We start from the raw sequence: 15,251 nt of genomic DNA, 5'->3' as shown, positions 1-15,251 counted from the left end.
ACGTCGAAAGGTCACACAGATGAGCAGCGGTGCGGTGGACCCGGCACGAGCAGCGGGCGGGGACCGGCCGGCCAGGGCCGGCCGGGGGACTTCCACGACGACTCGCGGAGCCCGCCGCGGCGGGCTCCGCGGCGCCGGCAGGACGGCCCTGCAGATCGTCGCCGTCGCCGCGCTGTACTACGCCTCGGGGAAACTGGGACTGTTCCAGCAGCTCGTGCGCGGCCAGGTCACCCCGTTGTGGCCGCCGACCGGCATCTCCCTGGCCGGCCTGCTCGTGTTCGGTCCGCGGATCTGGCCCGGCATCGCGCTCGGCGCCTTCCTGATCAACCTCTCCCTCGGGCCGTCCTTCCCCGCCGTACTGGCGATCACGACGGGCAACACACTCGCCCCCCTGTGCTCCTGCGCGCTCCTTCGCCGCGTGGGGTTCCGTCCCAGCCTCAACCGGTTCCGGGACGCGCTCGCGCTGGTCTTCCTCGGGGGATTCGCCGGCATGCTCATCAGTGCGACCGTGGGCAGCGGCACCCTGCGCCTGGCTCACGAGCTGCCCGCCGGCGGGTTCTGGCCCACGTGGTGGGTCTGGTGGACCGGCGACGCGATGGGCGTCCTGGTGGTCACGCCGGTGCTGCTCGTGCTCCGCTCGGCACACCTGCCGAAGCACGCGCCTCCCTCCCGGTGGCACGAGGCGATGCTGCTCGCCGCGGCCACCATCGGCGTCGGCCTCCTGGAGAACGCACCCCCACCGCTGGCCTTCCTCGCCTTCCCGTTGCTGACCTGCGCCGCCTTCCGCTTCCAGCTCGCGGGAACCGCGCCCTGCGCGCTGGCCGTATCCACCAGCGCGATCCTCGCGGCCACCCGGGGGACAGGTCCGTTCGCCGGTCACACCCTGGTCACCAACATGATCGCGCTGCAGGCGTTCAACGGCGCCGCCGCGATGACCGCGCTGCTGCTCGCCGCGGTCGTCACCGAACGGAACGAGGCCCAGCAGAAGATCGAAGAGACGTGCAGGCGGCTCGCCGACATGGCGGCGCGGATCGCACCGGACACCGGGGGCCCGCCGGTTCTTCCCCGCGACCGGAGCGACGAGGAGGAGAGCGGCGGTCCGACCCGGCGGCCGTGACGGCCGACGCGACGACCGGCAGCGCCGCCGCACCGGCCCCGCGCACCGGCCCGAGGGCTCGGAGCCGACCGCACCACGAACGCCGACTCCCTGTTCGCCGAGGTGCTCATACGACGCCGAGGTGCTCATACGACGCCGAGGTGCTCGGACGACGCCGAGGGGCTCATACGACGAAGGGCCGAGAGGCAGCATCCACCACTGCGGACCGCCATCCGCGTACGGTCTGTCCGCATCCGGCCGACGCCCTCGCCGGCGAAGGTGCCCGCACAGGGCCGCCGGGTCTCGGCCGCCGAGTTCAGCGGCAGCGCAGCGCCTCGAACGCCTCCCGTCCCGCCACCCCGATCGCCAGGTCGATGTCCGCGGCCACCCCCGCGATGCGGTCCGCGCGGGTCAGTGCCGCCATCGCCACCCGGTCTCCGGAGTCCGCCTCCAGCACCCCGATCTCGTGCCGGAGGTGCAGGAAGGTGCCCGTCTTGCCGAACCAGCGGAGCGTGTCCGCCCGCAGTTCGCTCGACAGGCGCTGGGTGAAGACCTGGAGTCCCATCAGACGCCGCAGCTCCGCCGTCGCCGGGGGACTGGCGATCTCGTCGCACCATACGCGGCGCAGCAGGTCGACGAGCGCCGCGGCCGTGCCGGTGTTGGCCTGCGCGGGGTCGAGTGTCCCGATGGTGTGGCGGCCCGCCCGCTCGTCCCGGACGGCCAGTTCCAGGGCCAGGGAGAAGTCGTTGCCGGCGGCACCGGCGGCGCACTCGTAGAGGTGGTTCATCCGGTGCCGCATCCGGATCCCGTCGCACCCCCACGCCCGCAGCCGTGCCTCGACGTCCGCCACCGGCACCAGGTCGAGCAGCGCGTCCGCGGCGGCGTTGTCGCTCACCGACAGCATCAGCTGGAGCAGGTCGGCGACGGCCACGGTGGCCGGGTACCGGAAGGCGGCGAGTCCGGTCGGACCGACGCTGCTCGTGCCCGGGTCCACCGTGACCGGGAGCGCGGGGTCGAGTTCCCCGGCCGCGATCAGGTCCAGGACGACCAGGGCGAGCGGCACCTTCACCACCGACGCCAGGGGGGTCGGTACGTCGATTCCGAAGCCGAGTTGCTCGCCGGTGCCGAGGTTGCGGGCGAGGAAGGAACCGCGCACCCCCAGCGCCGCCCACTCCGTGGCGACGGTCTCGGCGACGTCCAGGAGGGCACCGTCGTCACCGGTGTACACGGGGTGGTACGCCGCCGCCCCGCTCATCCGCGTGCCGCCAGCCGCGCGGGGACGTCCTGGCCGCCGGTCGCGGATTCCGGCCGACCGTCCCCGTCCTGCCCGCCGTACCCACCAGGCCCGCCGTACCCACCAGGCCCGCCGTGCCCGTCGTGCCCGTCGGCTACGGCGCCCACGGCCGACGCGAGCAGCGCGGCCAGCCAGCCCGGCACCCCGCTCGCGTCGGTCCGGACCTGGGCGGCACGCACGTCGTACCCCCGGTGCAGTGCGCGGTCGGCAAGGGGGCGCCAGTGGGCGCCGTGCCGGCGGGCGAACGGTTCTGCGCACAGCAGCAGGGCGCTCCCGGCCAGCGTCTCGGCGAGCGCGGTGGCCGCCGGGCCGGCCGGCCGTATCCGTCCCCGGGGCAGCCCGGCGCGTGCGGCGGACCGCAGCAGCCGGTCCTCGACAGAGGGCAACTCGTCCTCCGTCAGGAGCAGCAGGGGTGGCGGGGCGGCGGTCGCCGCGCCGCGTCCGCGGCGCGGTCGCAGCTCTTCGAGGTGGAGCGGACGCCCCGCGGTCCCGGGTCGTCCGGTCCCGGGTCGTCCGGTTCCGGTGCCGTCCTGGCCCGGCGCCGACGCCAGTCCGAGCGGGACCCGCAGCGCCCCCTGCTCCGGAGCGGTCCGCACCAGTGCGTACTGGAGCGAACCGTCTGCCAGTCCGGACGTCCGCTCCGCCGGCGGCAGTTCCCGCATGCCGAGAGTGATGCCGCGCTCGGTGCCGGCGCGGATGGCGCGGGCCAGCGCGGCCGGGGCGCAGTCCGCCGGGACTCCGACGGCGCGCACCCGCGAGCGGCGGGCCGACCGGGCGGCCCGCCGCAGCCGCTGGGTCCGGTCCAGTACGTCCCGGGCGTACGGGAGCAGCAGCAGCCCCAGCTCGGTGGTCGTGATCTGCCGCCGGGACCGGTCGAACAGCGAGCCGCCGAAGTGCTCCTCCAGTGTCTTGATACGGCGGCTGAGCAGCGGCTGGGCGATGCCGAGCCGGTCGGCCGCCCGGGAGAAGCTCGCCTCGTCGGCCGTCGCCACATAGGCCTCTAGGTGCGCCAGGAGATCCACCCTGCACTCATATCAATTGAGCATGGGAGCTTCAAAGTTTCCTCTTGGACATGGGTGTGTTCCTCCTGTTTCCCTGTCCCCGTCGAGCGAGGAACGCCGACGACGGACGACCTGGGAGGCCCGCATGACCCACAGCAGTACCGGTGCCCGTACCGACCGCCCCGACCCCCTGCCGCGCCGCCGCCTCATCCGCGCCGGCCTCGCGGCCACCGGCGCCGCCATGACCGCCACGGCGCTCTCCACCTCCGCCTCCGCGGCGCCGGATGTCCGGTCCCGCGCCGCCCGGGCCGAGTTGGCCGAGCTGGAACGCCGCTACCGAGCCCGGCTCGGTGTGTACGCGCGCAACGTGCGCACCGGGCGGGCCGTGGCCCACCGGGCGGGGGAGCGGTTCGCGATGTGCTCGACGTTCAAGGCGTTCGCCGCGGCGGCGGTCCTGCGCGACCGGGCCGGATGTGCGCCGATGGACCGCGTGGTGCACTATCCGCCGCACGACCTCCTCCCCAACTCGCCGCGGACGGAGGAGAATCTCGCGACCGGCATGACCGTGGCCGACCTGTGCGCGGCGGCGATCCAGTACAGCGACAACGCGGCCGGCAACCTGCTGCTCCGGGAACTCGGCGGCCCGGCCGGTCTGACCCGTTTCCACCGGTCGCTCGGCGACGAGGTGAGCCGGCTCGACCGGTGGGAGCCGGAGCTGAACGCCGCGGTCCCGGGGGACGCGCGCGACACGACGACCCCGGAGGCGATCGCCACGAGCCTGGAGCGCCTCGCGCTGGGCCGGGCGCTGGCCCCCGCCGACCGCGAGCGGTTCGTCACCTGGCTCAAGGGCAACCGGACCAGTGCGGAGCGGTTCCGCAAGGGGCTGCCGCAGGACTGGGTCGTGGCGGACAAGACCGGTACCGGTGACTATGCCTCCGCCCACGACATCGGCGTGGCCTGGACGACCCGGGGGACCCCCGTCGTGCTGGCCGTCCTGTCGAGCAAGAGCACCCCGGACGCCCCGGTGGACCAGGCGCTGATCGCCGACGCGGCGGCCGTCGTGGCCCGCGCCCTCGCCCCCGGCGAGTAGTCCGGGGCTCACCCGGAACCCCGCCCGCGATCCCACCGTACAAGTTCCCTAGAGATTCACACATCTGAATATGAATCATGTACGCGATGGTTGACGTGTGCATGACGTCTCTCTACCGTCGGGAAGGTCCAGGGGAAAGCGCTTTCCGTGCACCCTTCACCATGCCATGACCGGCCGTCGGGTTCACCCCCCTGGACCACTCGCATCCGCACAGCCGAGCCAACCCGCAGGGAGACAAGCCGATGCAACTGAGACCAGCCATCGCGTGCGCCGGTCTGCTCGCCGGCGCGCTCGTCGCGCTGTCCGGCACCACGGCCGAGGCCGCCGCCACCTTCCCCCACGATCCACTCGGTTCGAGCGGCACGGCGGCCACCGGCGCCGTGCTCTACGTGTCACCGACCGGCACCGACGGCGCGGCCGGCACCGAGTCGGCCCCGACCACGCTCACCTCGGCCATCAGCCGGATCACCCCGGGCGGCACGATCTACCTGCGGGGCGGGACGTACGCCTACTCCTCCACGGTCACCGTCCCGGCCGGCCGTGACGGCACCTCCAGCGCCCGCACCACCCTCTCCGCCTACCCGGGTGAGAAGCCGGTGCTCAACTTCTCGGGGCAGAGCGAGAGTTCCTCCAACCGGGGCATCCAGCTGTTCGCCAACTACTGGCGGCTGTACGGCCTCACGGTCGAGCACGCCGGGGACAACGGCATCTACGTCGGCGGCAGCAACAACGTCGTCGAGCGGGTGGTGACGGCCTACAACCGGGACACGGGGCTGCAACTGGGCCGGATCGCCTCCAGCACTCCCAGCTCGCAGTGGCCGTCGAACAACCTGATCGTCAGCTCCGAGTCGCACGACAACGCCGACTCCGACGGCGAGGACGCCGACGGCTTCGCCGCGAAGCTCACCACCGGCACCGGGAACGTCTTCCGCTACGACGTCTCCCACCACAACATCGACGACGGCTGGGACCTCTACACCAAGACGGACACCGGCGCGATCGGCCCGGTGACCATCGAGTACTCCCTGTCCTACGGCAACGGCACCCTGAGCGACGGCACCGTCAACTCCAACGGCGACCGCAACGGCTACAAGCTCGGCGGTGACGACATCGCGGTGAACCACGTGGTCCGGCACAGCATCGCCTACAAGAACGGGCACCACGGGTTCACCTACAACAGCAACCCCGGCACGATGACGATCTCCGACAACGTCGGCATCGACAACGCCCAGCGCAACTTCTCCTTCGACGCGGGCACCTCGGTGTTCCGCAACGACACCTCCTGCCGTTTCGCCGTCAGCGGCTCGAACGACAAGACCGTCGGGAACACCGACGGCTCCGACCAGTTCTGGACCGGCACCAACGGCTCGCGCTGCTCCTCGTACGCGGGCGCCCTCGGCTGGTCCTTCGCCTCCGACGGCCGCCTCGCGGTCACCTTCGGGGGCAGCGTCGTGAACCCCTAGACGGGGGCGGCGGGGCGTGGGAACACGGGACGCCGCTCCGGGCGGCGTCCCGCTTCCGTCCGTCCCGGCAGGCGGAGCCGGTCCGGGTGAGCGGACCGAGCCGCCACGGCAGGCTGTGGTGGTCGCCGCTCGCGTTCGGGTTCAAGAGCCGCGCTCAGCCGACCGGGTCCTCCGGGTGGACGGGATGGGCCTCCAGGTCCGCCGTGGTCAGCAGGTCGGCGATCAGGGCCGGGGATCCGCCGACGTAGGTGCTGACCAGGTCCACGTCTCCGCCCAGACACCAGGCGCGGTCCTGCGGCCACCACAGGTCGCACAGCTCGGCGAACTCCTCCGCATCCGCGGGGGAGACGGCGTCGGCCAGCCGGCCGGCCAGCAGGACCTCGTCCCGGCCCGGGGCCTCGAAGGCCGGGAAGCGGTCCCAGTCCCAGCGGCCGTACCCGGACCACAGTCCGAACCAGCACCGGTCCGCGGTCGCGGTGTGCCGGGCCAGGACGGGCAGCAGGGCCCGTGCGACATCCGGCGGGGTCGGGCCCTCGTCGGGGTGTTCGTCCCACACGCCGGGCAGGCCGTGGTCGGAGCGGTCCACGTACTCCTGGTCCGCTCCGATGACCTCGTACCAGCGGGTGACCGGTGTCAGCCGGGTTCCGTGGGCGGCGGCCACCGTGGACCAGCGCACCGGCCGCTCGTCGAGCCGGGCGGGGTGCAGGATCCGGGCGTACGCGGCGAAGCCCGGCGCGGCGATCGCCGCCACCGTCCCGAAGGCGCCCTGCCCCGGGCCGTGCGCGGTGAGCCAGTCGGCGGGGGAGAGGTCGTCGGCCTGCGCCCTCAGGCGTCCGTACCACTCGGGGGCGGGATCCCGGTGGACCGGGCGGAAGTCGTTCACCGGCTCAGTGTGCCGTGTGCCGGCCGGGGGCGGCCGACCGGGCGGGCCGGGGTCCACGCCCCCGGCCCGCCCGGCACTTCAGGACCCCGCCGACGGCTCGGGGCTGCCGTAGGGGCGGGTGATGATCTCCATCGCGTGTCCGGCCGGATCCATGAAGTACAGGCCCCGGCCGCCGAAGTGACGGTTGATCTCGCCCGGCTGCTTTCCCTGCGGATCGGCGTAGTACGTGATCCCGGACTCGCGTATGCGGGCGAAGGCCGCGTCGAACTCCTCCTCGGAGATGAGGAAGGCGTAGTGCTGCATGACGATCGACTCCGCCGGGATCGTGGCGAAGTCCAGGGTCACCCCGTTGCTGGTGTCGACGGGGACGAACGGGCCCCACTCGGACCCGACCTCCAGGCCCAGGATGTGGGCCAGGAACTCGGCGGACTCCCGCTTGTCCCGGGCGTGGACGATGGTGTGGTTCAACTCGACTGACATGAGTGGAATGCCTCCGAGGGCAAACTCACGGGCACCTCCATGCCTCACCCGGCCGGTGACCGACACGCGATGCCGTAGGACGATCTTACCAAACCGGACCCGGCTCCCGGTGTGCCACGTGCCTGCCGGTGACCGTCAACACCACCACGGCGTAGGCGAGTTCGTCGTTCGGCGCCCGCACGGGATCCACCGACGGCGCGGTGAGACCGGCACGGAAGCCGGGCGCGATGCGGCCCGCGGTGGCGGCCTCCCCGGCGGCCGCCGCGTGGCTGGCGCACCCCTCCAGCGCCGGCAGCGGTGTGTGCCCGTCCCGGTGCGCCGCAGCGCCCCCTGGGCCGGCGGGCCGTCGCAGGCGTGTGCGGCGGCTGGAGCGACGCGGCGACGCCCAACTCGGCGAAGCGGGACAGGAAGTCGTCGTCCCCAGGCGGTTAGCCGCGTGACGGTACGGCCCCGCACCCTTCGGCTCGCTCGGCGGGCCGGGGTCCGGCCGCCCGTCAGGGGTGCCTCCGGTAGTCCTCGCAGCCCTCCCGGGCGGCGGGCGGTATTCGGGTGCCGGCCATGGTCGGCGCGATGCGTCCGCCGGCGCGGGCCTCGCTCGCGCGCCGCCCGCGACGGCGGGTGGGGTGGGCTGCTCCGGGTGCTCGGGGAGGGCGCCGACAGTACGAGTTTCCCAGTACCGGCAGTAACATGATCACCTTGTTCCGGGTGTACCAGTCAGTCAACTCGGCGCCGTCCTGGGACGCGCCCTGCCCGGAGAAGTCCATGTCTTCTGTCAACGACGCGTTGGAAAACGCGCGCCTCACCTACGAGCAGCACATGCGGACCTGCCGCCAGTGCCATGCCGACGCCGTGCCCTGTGCCGTGGCGAAGCACCTCCTGCGGATCTACAACCTCGCCCGCAGGGACCGGCTGCGTGCCACCGGCGGCCACGACATGCCCACCGCCTGACCTGCGCGGGGCGCTTTTCACCCGTCCCGGACGGGGAACCCGGTCGCCTGACCTGTCCACCCTGAGACGCAGGAGGCCACCGTGACGGACCAGCAGGGTGACCGGCCGAACCCGGTCACGCAGCACGCCCGCCCCGACTTCCCCTCCCAGGACCAGCCGCACCCGGGCTGGACCGGCCCGATGGACCCGCCGCCCGACCACGGTGAGGAGTCGTACCGCGGCGCCGGCCGTCTGGAGGGCCGCAAGACCGTGATCACGGGAGGGGACTCCGGCATCGGACGTGCGGTGGCGATCGCCTTCGCCCGCGAGGGTGCCGACGTGCTCTTCACCCACCTCGACGAGGAGGAGGACGACGCCCGCGAGACGGCCCGGCTGGTGGAGGACGCGGGCCGCAAGGCGGTCGCGGTGTCCTGCGACATCCGTGACGAGGACAACTGCCGGTCGCTGATCGAGCGGGCGGTCGCCGAGTTCGGCGGGATCGACGTCCTCGTGAACAACGCCGCCTACCAGATGCCCCAGCCCGACGGCATCGAGGCGATCAGCACCGAGCAGTTCGACCGCGTGATGCGGACGAACCTGTACGGGATGTTCTGGCTGACCAAGTTCGCCCTGCCGCACATCCCCGCCGGGGGCTGCGTCATCAACTCCACGTCGGTGCAGGCGTACCAGCCCAGCCCGCACCTGCTGGACTACGCGATGACCAAGGGCGCGATCGTCACCTTCACCCACGGGCTGGCCCAGATGGTCGCCGAGCGCGGCATCCGGGTCAACGCGGTGGCGCCGGGGCCGGTGTGGACCCCGCTCATCCCCTCGACCATGCCCGACACGGCGGAGTTCGGTAAGCAGAGCCCGCTCGGACGCCCGGCCCAGCCCGCCGAACTGGCCCCCGCCTACGTCTTCCTCGCCTCGCCCCAGGCGAGCTTCATCACCGGGGAGATCCTCAACGCGACCGGCGGCACACCGCTGCCCTGACCCGCGCGCCGCTGGGGGGAGCCGTCAGGCGGACCGGAAGGGCGGCTCGCCCAGCAGTTCCAGCAGCCAGGCGGCGCCCTCCGCGGCTCCCGGTTCGGCGCCGGAGGCGTCGGGGAACATCCGGCCCCACGAGGCCGCCCGGCCGAGCGCGCTCAGCCGCCAGGCGAGTTCCGCGGCGCGCCGCAGCTCCGCCGCCGTGCGGCCGGGACCCGTCCACGGCTCCAGGTAGGCGTCGAGCAGCCGGGGCAGCACCTGCGGCCCGTAGCGGTCGCAGGCTCGTTCGACAGGGACGCGCAGGCTGCAGAACGGGTGGGAGACGGTGGCGTCGCCCCAGTCGAAGAAGGTGAACCGGCCCGGTGCCGGCCGGAACAGCTGGCCGTCGTGCAGATCGGCGTGGTCGAGCGTGTCGGGGATGCCGGCCGAGGCGAGTTCCGCGCACCAGTCCGCGAGCCGGGGCCGCAGGCCCTCCAGCCGGGTGTGCTGGTCCGGGGTCAGCGCGCGGTTCGCGGCGAGCAGCTTGTCGAACACCTGGGGCAGGTCGCGGGTCCGGGCGGCGGGCACGCCCAGCCGCTCGATCTCGGCGGCGTGCGCGACGAGGTCGTTCTGCATGCTTCCGTACTGGCGCAGCAACGCCTCCCAGTCCCGCGGCTCGACCTGTTCCCGGCCGAGCACGGCCCGGAACAGGTCGCCGCCGTCGGGCAGCAGCGTCCAGCCGTGCTCGGCCTCGACGGCCAGCGGCCGCAGCACGTGCTCCGGCACCCAGCGGGCCAGCGCGGCGGTCAACGGCCCCTCGAACGCGCTGGCCGGAGGGTTCGCCTTGAACCAGACGACAGCCCGCCCCACGCCGGCCCCCCGCCCCGCACCGTCCCCGTGCTCTGCGCCGCCTCCGTGCTCTGCTCCCACGCCGGTCCCCGGTCCCGAGACCGGTATCCGGACCAGAACCGACCACGGTCGCAGTCGTACCCGCAGGGCGCCGTCCGGACGGAGGCCGTGCGCGCTGAGGCGGTCGGCCACCCAGCCGAAGGCCTCCGCACGCCAGGACTTCCGCTGCCACGGGGTCGCCGCGTCCGGATAGCGGCCCCGGTCCACGGTGGTGGTGTCATCGATGCGCATCACCGCATCCCAGCAGCAGGGCCGACGGCCCGGCCAGCGGTTTTTCCAGGGGTGCCTTGGGGGCGGCGAGCAGACGTGCCCCGGCCGTCCGCCGGAACCGGGTCAGTACTCCCGCGTCCGGCGGACCTCGCCCGTGCCGAGGCTGATCACCGCCCGGGGCCGCATCGGCTCCTCGTCGCGCCGGGAGAGCAGCACCACCTCCTCGACCTCCGCCGTCAGCGTGCCGAGCCGGGTGGCGCACTCGGCGGCCAGGGGCCGGGGATCCTGGGTGCGGCCGAGGGAGAGGTGCGGGGTGAAGTGCCCCCTGCGGCCGTGACAGAGCGGGAACCGCACACTCAGCTCCCGCTGGAGCCGGGCCCACGGCGCCGGGTCGGCCGCGGCCGGGTCGAGCCACACCGTCGCGTAGTGCCGGTGCCGGAAGCTGCGCACTCCGGACAGGCGCGCCGTGAACGCCGTACTGCGTGCCGCCCCGGCGGAGAGCAGCGGCAGCGCCCGCTCGAACGCCTCCTCCGGTACGAACCCGAACAGCAGGTTCACATGCGGCGGCCACCGCCGTACCTGTGGGTCGTGCTCCCAGCGGATGTCCTGGATCGGCGCCCACAGCTCCGACGGCGGCAGCCACGCCACCGCCGTCCGGGGCGTCGGCGCCACATCGAGGGCGTCCAACGGCTCGGCCCCGCCGGAGGCCGGATACCCGTCCACACGGCCATGCTCGCAGACCGGTCCCGGAACCCCCACCTCCGGCGGCCCGTTCCGGGCGCCGGCCCACGCGGTCCTCGTACCGGGTGACGCGCACCTCTCCAGGACACGGACACGGCAGCGGCCGGGTCCTCGACGGCCGAGGGTCAGTCCTTCACCGCTCCGCCCAGTCCGGAGACCAGCCGGCGCTGGACGAGGACGAAGAACACCAGGACCGGGACCGTCATCACGGTGGACGCCGCCATGACCCCGCCCCAGTCCGGCTCGTCCGGCTTGTAGAAGACCAGCAGGGCCATCGGCAGCGTCGACTGCGAGGTGTCGCTGATGATGAACGACCTGGCGAACAGGAAGTCGTTCCAGGCGGAGATGAACGAGAACACGCTGGTGGCGACCAGGCCCGGCAGGACCAGCGGGAGCAGGATCCGCCACAGGAAGCGTGCCCGGCTCGCCCCGTCGAGGTACGCGGCCTCCTCCAGGGACTCCGGGACGGCGCGCACGAACCCCCGCAGCATCCAGATCGCGAACGGCAGCGAGAAGGCGAGGTGCGGCAGGATCAGCGAGCCCAGCGTGTTCAGCTGGCCCAGGTCCCGCATGAGGAAGAACAGGGGGATGGTGAGCGCCTCCACGGGCACCATCTGGGCCACCAGGAACATGATCAGCAGGGTGGTCCGGAAGCGGAACCGGAAGCGGGTCACGGCGGTCGCGGCGAGGAAGGCGATCAGCGCGGAGGCGATCACCACACTCACCGCGACGACGAGGCTGTTGACGAAGTACCGGCCGAAGTCGTGCTGCTGGAACACGCGCCGGAAGGAGTCCAGCGAGGGAGAGGAGGTCCAGGGCCTCGGCTCGGTGGACTCGATCTCCCCGGCCGGTTTCACGGCGCTCAGCAGCATCCAGTACAGGGGGAAGGCGACGACCGCGGCGACCAGCAGCGCCGTCGCCTCGGCCGCCGGCCGCCAGGGGAGCCGTGGCGGACGACGGGGTACGGGACGTCGTACGAGACTCACAGTTCCTCCCCCTGGCGGCGCAGCAGCCGCAGGTAGCCGAGCGTGACGGCGAGCAGGATCAGCAGCATCACGACGCCGATCGCCGAGCCCAGGCTGTACTGCGAGGACGCGAAGGCCTTCTGGTAGGCGTAGACGTTCAGGACCAGGTTCTGGCCGGCGATGCCGCCGCCGCCCGTCATGACGTAGATCTGGGTGAAGACCTTGAAGTCCCAGATCACCGACTGGACGGTGACGACGACCAGGATCGGCCGGAGCATCGGCGCCAGCACCGAGCGCCAGATCCGCCACTGCGAGGCACCGTCCAGCGCGGCGGCCTCCAGCACCTCGCCCGGCACTGCGCGGATGCCGGCGTAGACGGTGACCATCACGAACGGGAAGGAGCACCACACCACCTCCAGCAGCACCAGGAGGAAGGCGCTGTACCGGCCGTAGGTCCACGAGAAGTCGCCGAGCCCCAGCAGGCGGTCGACCGGACCGAAGTCGGGGTCGAAGAGGAACAGCCAGACCGTCGAGCCGGTGATCGTCGGTGTCGCCCACGCGCCCAGCGCGGCCAGCATCAGTGCGAGGCGGGGAAGGGCGCGGACGCGGGTGAGCAGGACGGCGAGCGCGCAGCCCACCGCCAGGGTGGAGACCACACAGGCCGCCGCGAAGCCCACCGTGGCCAAGAGCACCTGCCGGAACTGGTCGTCCGCGAACAGTTCGGTGTAGTTGGCGAGGCCCCGGAAACGGGTGGGCTCCCCACCGCTGACCTGCGCCTGGGTGTACTCCAGGACGGACATCAGCCCGAGTTGGCAGACGGGGTAGACCAGCAGCCCGCCCAGCACGAGCAGGGCGGGAGCCACATAGAACCAGGGCGTCCATCCGGCCCGGCGGCCCTTCGCGGACGTCCGCCCGGACGGCACCGCCGCCCGGCTCATCCGGCGGAGCCGAACGCGTCGTCCATCTTCCGCGCCGCGTCCTCGGACGCCGCCGCCACGTCCTTCCTGCCGCTGACGATCTCCTGGAACATGGTCGGCAGCACCAGCGAGGAGTCGATCCGCGCCCAGGCGGGCGAGGCCGGCACGAACTCGGTGCCGGCGGCGAGGGTCCGCACGAACGGCTTCACGAACGGCTCCGTCGCCGCGGCCTGCCGCCGTACATCCGTGAAGGTCGGCAGGAAGCCCATGGCGTCGAAGAGGTCGCGCTGCGTCCTCTTCGAGGCGAGCCGTTTCATCAGGTCAACGGCGAGCGTGCGGTGCGCGGTGTTCTTCAGGACACCGATGTTGTTGCCGCCCGCGAAGGCCGGTGCGATCGAGCCGGGCTCCACCCCGGGCAGCGGCACCACCGCGTACTTCCCCCTGACCTTCCCGGCCTCCACGGCGGCGTGGCTGAAGTCGCCGCCGATCGCCATGGCCGCCTTTCCGGAGGCGAACGCGGTCACCGTGTCGTTGCCGGTCATGCCCGCGCAGGTGGCGGCGGGGCAGTTGTCGTCGCCGAAGAGCGAGGTGTAGGCCTCGATCCCCTTCCGGGCGGCGGGGCGGTCGAGGGCGGAGGCGTACGACCCCTCCTCGCCGGTGGCCAGGTCGCCGCCGTGGGCCCAGATGAACGGCAGCGCGCCGTAGGTGTAGGCGCCGCCGACGGCGAGGCCGTACAGGCCGGGTTTCTCGGCGCGGATCCGCCTGGCCGTCGAGATCAGCTCGGCCTGTGACCTCGGTACGGAGAGGCCGAGTTCGCGGAAGATGTCGGTCCGGTAGTACAGCGCGCGGACGCCGACGAAGTACGGCGCCCCGTAGACCCGGCCGTCCACGGTGACCGACCGCCGGGCGGTCGGGTCGGTGTCCTTGGTCTCGCCCCAGGCGTCGAACTCCCGGGTGACGTCCAGGAGTCCGCCGTCCCGCACATAGCCGGCGGTGTCGGTGTTGCCGTACTCGATGACGTCCGGCGCGGACTTCGGGTCGTTGAAGGCGGCTTTGATGCGCTGGGCGCGGGTCTCGACGGGGATGTACTCGACGCTGACCTCGGTGTCCTCGTGCGCCTTCTCGAAGCCGGCGAGGACGGCGTCGACCACGTGCTGCTTGGGCCGGTTGTCGACCTCCTGGAAGAGCCACACCCGCAGGGTGCCGCTCTTCTCGTCCGTGCCGGCGGAGGAGGTGCCGGCGGTCCGGGGTGCGCAGGCGGTGACCAGGGCGGCGGCGAGCGCGGTGAACGCCGCGAGACGGACGGACAGGTTCATGGAGTCTTCCTCCGATGAGGCGTTGCAACATGCGCAATGACTATTTCGCTGTGCACAACGCCTCGGAGGCTAATTGCTGCATGAACACGCCCACAAGAGGGGCGGGCGGAACCCGGGGCCGGTTTCTCAGCGCACGGGGAAACCGAAGTCGTACCCCTGCTGCTTCAGCCAGGGCAGCAGGGTGCGCAGCGCCGCCACCGTCTGGGAGCGGTCGCCGCCCGCGTCGTGGAAGAGGATCGTGGGCCCGTTGGTCACCTCGCTCCTGACCGTGGAGATGATCGCGTCGCTGCCCGGCCGCTCGAAGTCCTTCGAGTCGACGTTCCAGCCCAGCGGACGCATGCCGTGCGAGGCCGCCAGCTTCCGGCTGTACGGCGTGAAGGCGCCGCCCGGCGCCCGGTAGTACATCGGGCGGACGCCCCCCGACGCCTTGGTGATCTGCCGTTCCGCGTCCACGATCTGCTGCGCCTGGTACGCCTCGGACTTGGTGTCCATGGTGGTGTCGTGCGACACGGTGTGGTCGCACAGCCGGTGCCCGGCGGCCACGACCTGCCGGACGAGATCCGGGTGCGCCTGGGCCTGGGTGCCGACCATGCAGAACGTCGCCTTCACGCCGTTGTCGCGCAGTACTTGGAGGACCTGCGGGGTCCAGACCGGGTCCGGGCCGTCGTCGATGGTGATGTTGACGGCGTGCTCGCCCCGGTCGGAGGCGTGCGCGATGGCCGCGGACACGGCCGCCTTCGGCTTGGCGGGCCTGGCCGGCGCGGCCGGGTGGCCGCTCTGGCCGGCCTGCGCGGTCCACACCGAGGTGGCGGCTGCCACCGCCGTGACCCCGACCGCCGCCGCGATCACCCGGCCGTACCATCCCCGTCCGCCATGCCGCGCCATGTCCGTCCCGCCCCCTGCGTCTGTTGTCCGTGCCGTGCCGATGCTTCGCACCTGGCAGGACGGCGGGGAACGGGCGGGGGATCCCTCTGTTACCGATCACGGACAATT

The 15,251-nt window shown here is 72.7% G+C and carries 15 protein-coding genes and 1 pseudogene; 5 read left to right on the top strand and 11 right to left on the bottom strand.

Going from position 1 to position 15,251, the window contains the following annotated elements; translation table 11 throughout:
- The first annotated feature begins 19 nt into the window (after positions 1 to 19).
- The gene (locus IEZ20_RS22215; protein WP_189301450.1) at positions 20 to 1,117 is read left to right on the top strand and encodes an MASE1 domain-containing protein; all 1,098 of its coding nucleotides are present in this window, start codon (positions 20 to 22) and stop codon (positions 1,115 to 1,117) included.
- 295 nt (positions 1,118 to 1,412) lie between these two features.
- On the opposite strand, the gene IEZ20_RS22210 is transcribed toward IEZ20_RS22215, so the two are convergent.
- Complete coding sequence (locus IEZ20_RS22210; RefSeq protein WP_189301448.1) at positions 1,413 to 2,351, bottom strand: serine hydrolase; 939 nt, start codon at positions 2,349 to 2,351, stop codon at positions 1,413 to 1,415.
- On the bottom strand, positions 2,348 to 3,412 hold the full coding sequence (locus tag IEZ20_RS22205; RefSeq protein ID WP_189301446.1) for a LysR family transcriptional regulator: 1,065 nt from the start codon (positions 3,410 to 3,412) through the stop codon (positions 2,348 to 2,350). The genes IEZ20_RS22210 and IEZ20_RS22205 overlap by 4 nt, the downstream gene beginning before the upstream one ends.
- A 124-nt stretch (positions 3,413 to 3,536) precedes the next feature.
- Between IEZ20_RS22205 and bla the strand changes: the two genes are divergently transcribed.
- Both bla and IEZ20_RS22195 read left to right on the top strand, forming a co-directional pair.
- Positions 3,537 to 4,481, top strand: coding sequence for a class A beta-lactamase (bla, locus tag IEZ20_RS22200; protein WP_189301444.1), 945 nt, complete (start codon positions 3,537 to 3,539; stop codon positions 4,479 to 4,481).
- 242 nt (positions 4,482 to 4,723) lie between these two features.
- Positions 4,724 to 5,944, top strand: coding sequence for a right-handed parallel beta-helix repeat-containing protein (locus IEZ20_RS22195; RefSeq protein WP_189301442.1), 1,221 nt, complete (start codon positions 4,724 to 4,726; stop codon positions 5,942 to 5,944).
- A 154-nt stretch (positions 5,945 to 6,098) separates the two neighbouring features.
- Here the strand turns inward: IEZ20_RS22195 and IEZ20_RS22190 are convergent, their stop codons facing one another.
- The 3 genes and pseudogenes from IEZ20_RS22190 to IEZ20_RS39805 all read right to left on the bottom strand — a co-directional run.
- Complete coding sequence (locus tag IEZ20_RS22190; protein WP_189301439.1) at positions 6,099 to 6,827, bottom strand: hypothetical protein; 729 nt, start codon at positions 6,825 to 6,827, stop codon at positions 6,099 to 6,101.
- Positions 6,828 to 6,905: 78 nt separating this feature from the next.
- Complete coding sequence (locus tag IEZ20_RS22185) at positions 6,906 to 7,307, bottom strand: VOC family protein (RefSeq protein WP_189301437.1); 402 nt, start codon at positions 7,305 to 7,307, stop codon at positions 6,906 to 6,908.
- Positions 7,308 to 7,392: 85 nt separating this feature from the next.
- Positions 7,393 to 7,723 (bottom strand): annotated as a pseudogene (locus IEZ20_RS39805) (amidohydrolase); the annotation flags it as partial.
- Between the two features lie 346 nt (positions 7,724 to 8,069).
- Here IEZ20_RS39805 and IEZ20_RS22180 point away from each other — a divergent pair.
- Positions 8,070 to 8,255, top strand: a complete 186-nt coding sequence (locus IEZ20_RS22180; protein ID WP_189301434.1) for a hypothetical protein — start codon at positions 8,070 to 8,072, stop codon at positions 8,253 to 8,255.
- A gap of 81 nt (positions 8,256 to 8,336) precedes the next feature.
- Positions 8,337 to 9,227: an SDR family oxidoreductase gene (locus tag IEZ20_RS22175; protein WP_189301432.1), complete on the top strand. Its 891-nt coding sequence runs from the start codon at positions 8,337 to 8,339 to the stop codon at positions 9,225 to 9,227.
- A 24-nt stretch (positions 9,228 to 9,251) separates the two neighbouring features.
- Here the strand turns inward: IEZ20_RS22175 and IEZ20_RS22170 are convergent, their stop codons facing one another.
- The 6 genes from IEZ20_RS22170 to IEZ20_RS22145 all read right to left on the bottom strand — a co-directional run bounded on the left by IEZ20_RS22170 (position 9,252) and on the right by IEZ20_RS22145 (position 15,143).
- Positions 9,252 to 10,340 (bottom strand): aminoglycoside phosphotransferase family protein, encoded by a 1,089-nt coding sequence (locus IEZ20_RS22170; protein ID WP_189301429.1) that lies wholly within the window; start codon positions 10,338 to 10,340, stop codon positions 9,252 to 9,254.
- Between the two features lie 102 nt (positions 10,341 to 10,442).
- The gene (locus IEZ20_RS22165; RefSeq protein ID WP_189301427.1) at positions 10,443 to 11,042 is read right to left on the bottom strand and encodes a 2'-5' RNA ligase family protein; all 600 of its coding nucleotides are present in this window, start codon (positions 11,040 to 11,042) and stop codon (positions 10,443 to 10,445) included.
- A gap of 143 nt (positions 11,043 to 11,185) precedes the next feature.
- A complete protein-coding gene (locus tag IEZ20_RS22160) occupies positions 11,186 to 12,046 on the bottom strand; it encodes a carbohydrate ABC transporter permease (RefSeq protein ID WP_189301425.1) in 861 nt (286 codons plus the stop codon).
- On the bottom strand, positions 12,043 to 12,963 hold the full coding sequence (locus IEZ20_RS22155) for a carbohydrate ABC transporter permease (RefSeq protein WP_189301423.1): 921 nt from the start codon (positions 12,961 to 12,963) through the stop codon (positions 12,043 to 12,045). Before IEZ20_RS22155 ends, IEZ20_RS22160 begins: the two co-directional genes overlap by 4 nt.
- Positions 12,960 to 14,258, bottom strand: coding sequence for an extracellular solute-binding protein (locus tag IEZ20_RS22150; RefSeq protein WP_189301420.1), 1,299 nt, complete (start codon positions 14,256 to 14,258; stop codon positions 12,960 to 12,962). The genes IEZ20_RS22155 and IEZ20_RS22150 overlap by 4 nt, the downstream gene beginning before the upstream one ends.
- 126 nt (positions 14,259 to 14,384) lie before the next feature.
- Entirely contained in the window at positions 14,385 to 15,143 is a 759-nt protein-coding gene (locus tag IEZ20_RS22145) for a polysaccharide deacetylase family protein (RefSeq protein ID WP_189301417.1), read from the bottom strand.
- Positions 15,144 to 15,251: the final 108 nt, after the last annotated feature.

This window comes from Streptomyces cinerochromogenes (genome assembly GCF_014648635.1).
GTDB classification, from domain to species: Bacteria; Actinomycetota; Actinomycetes; order Streptomycetales; family Streptomycetaceae; genus Streptomyces; species Streptomyces cinerochromogenes.
This window is presented reverse-complemented; position numbering and strand designations above follow the sequence as displayed.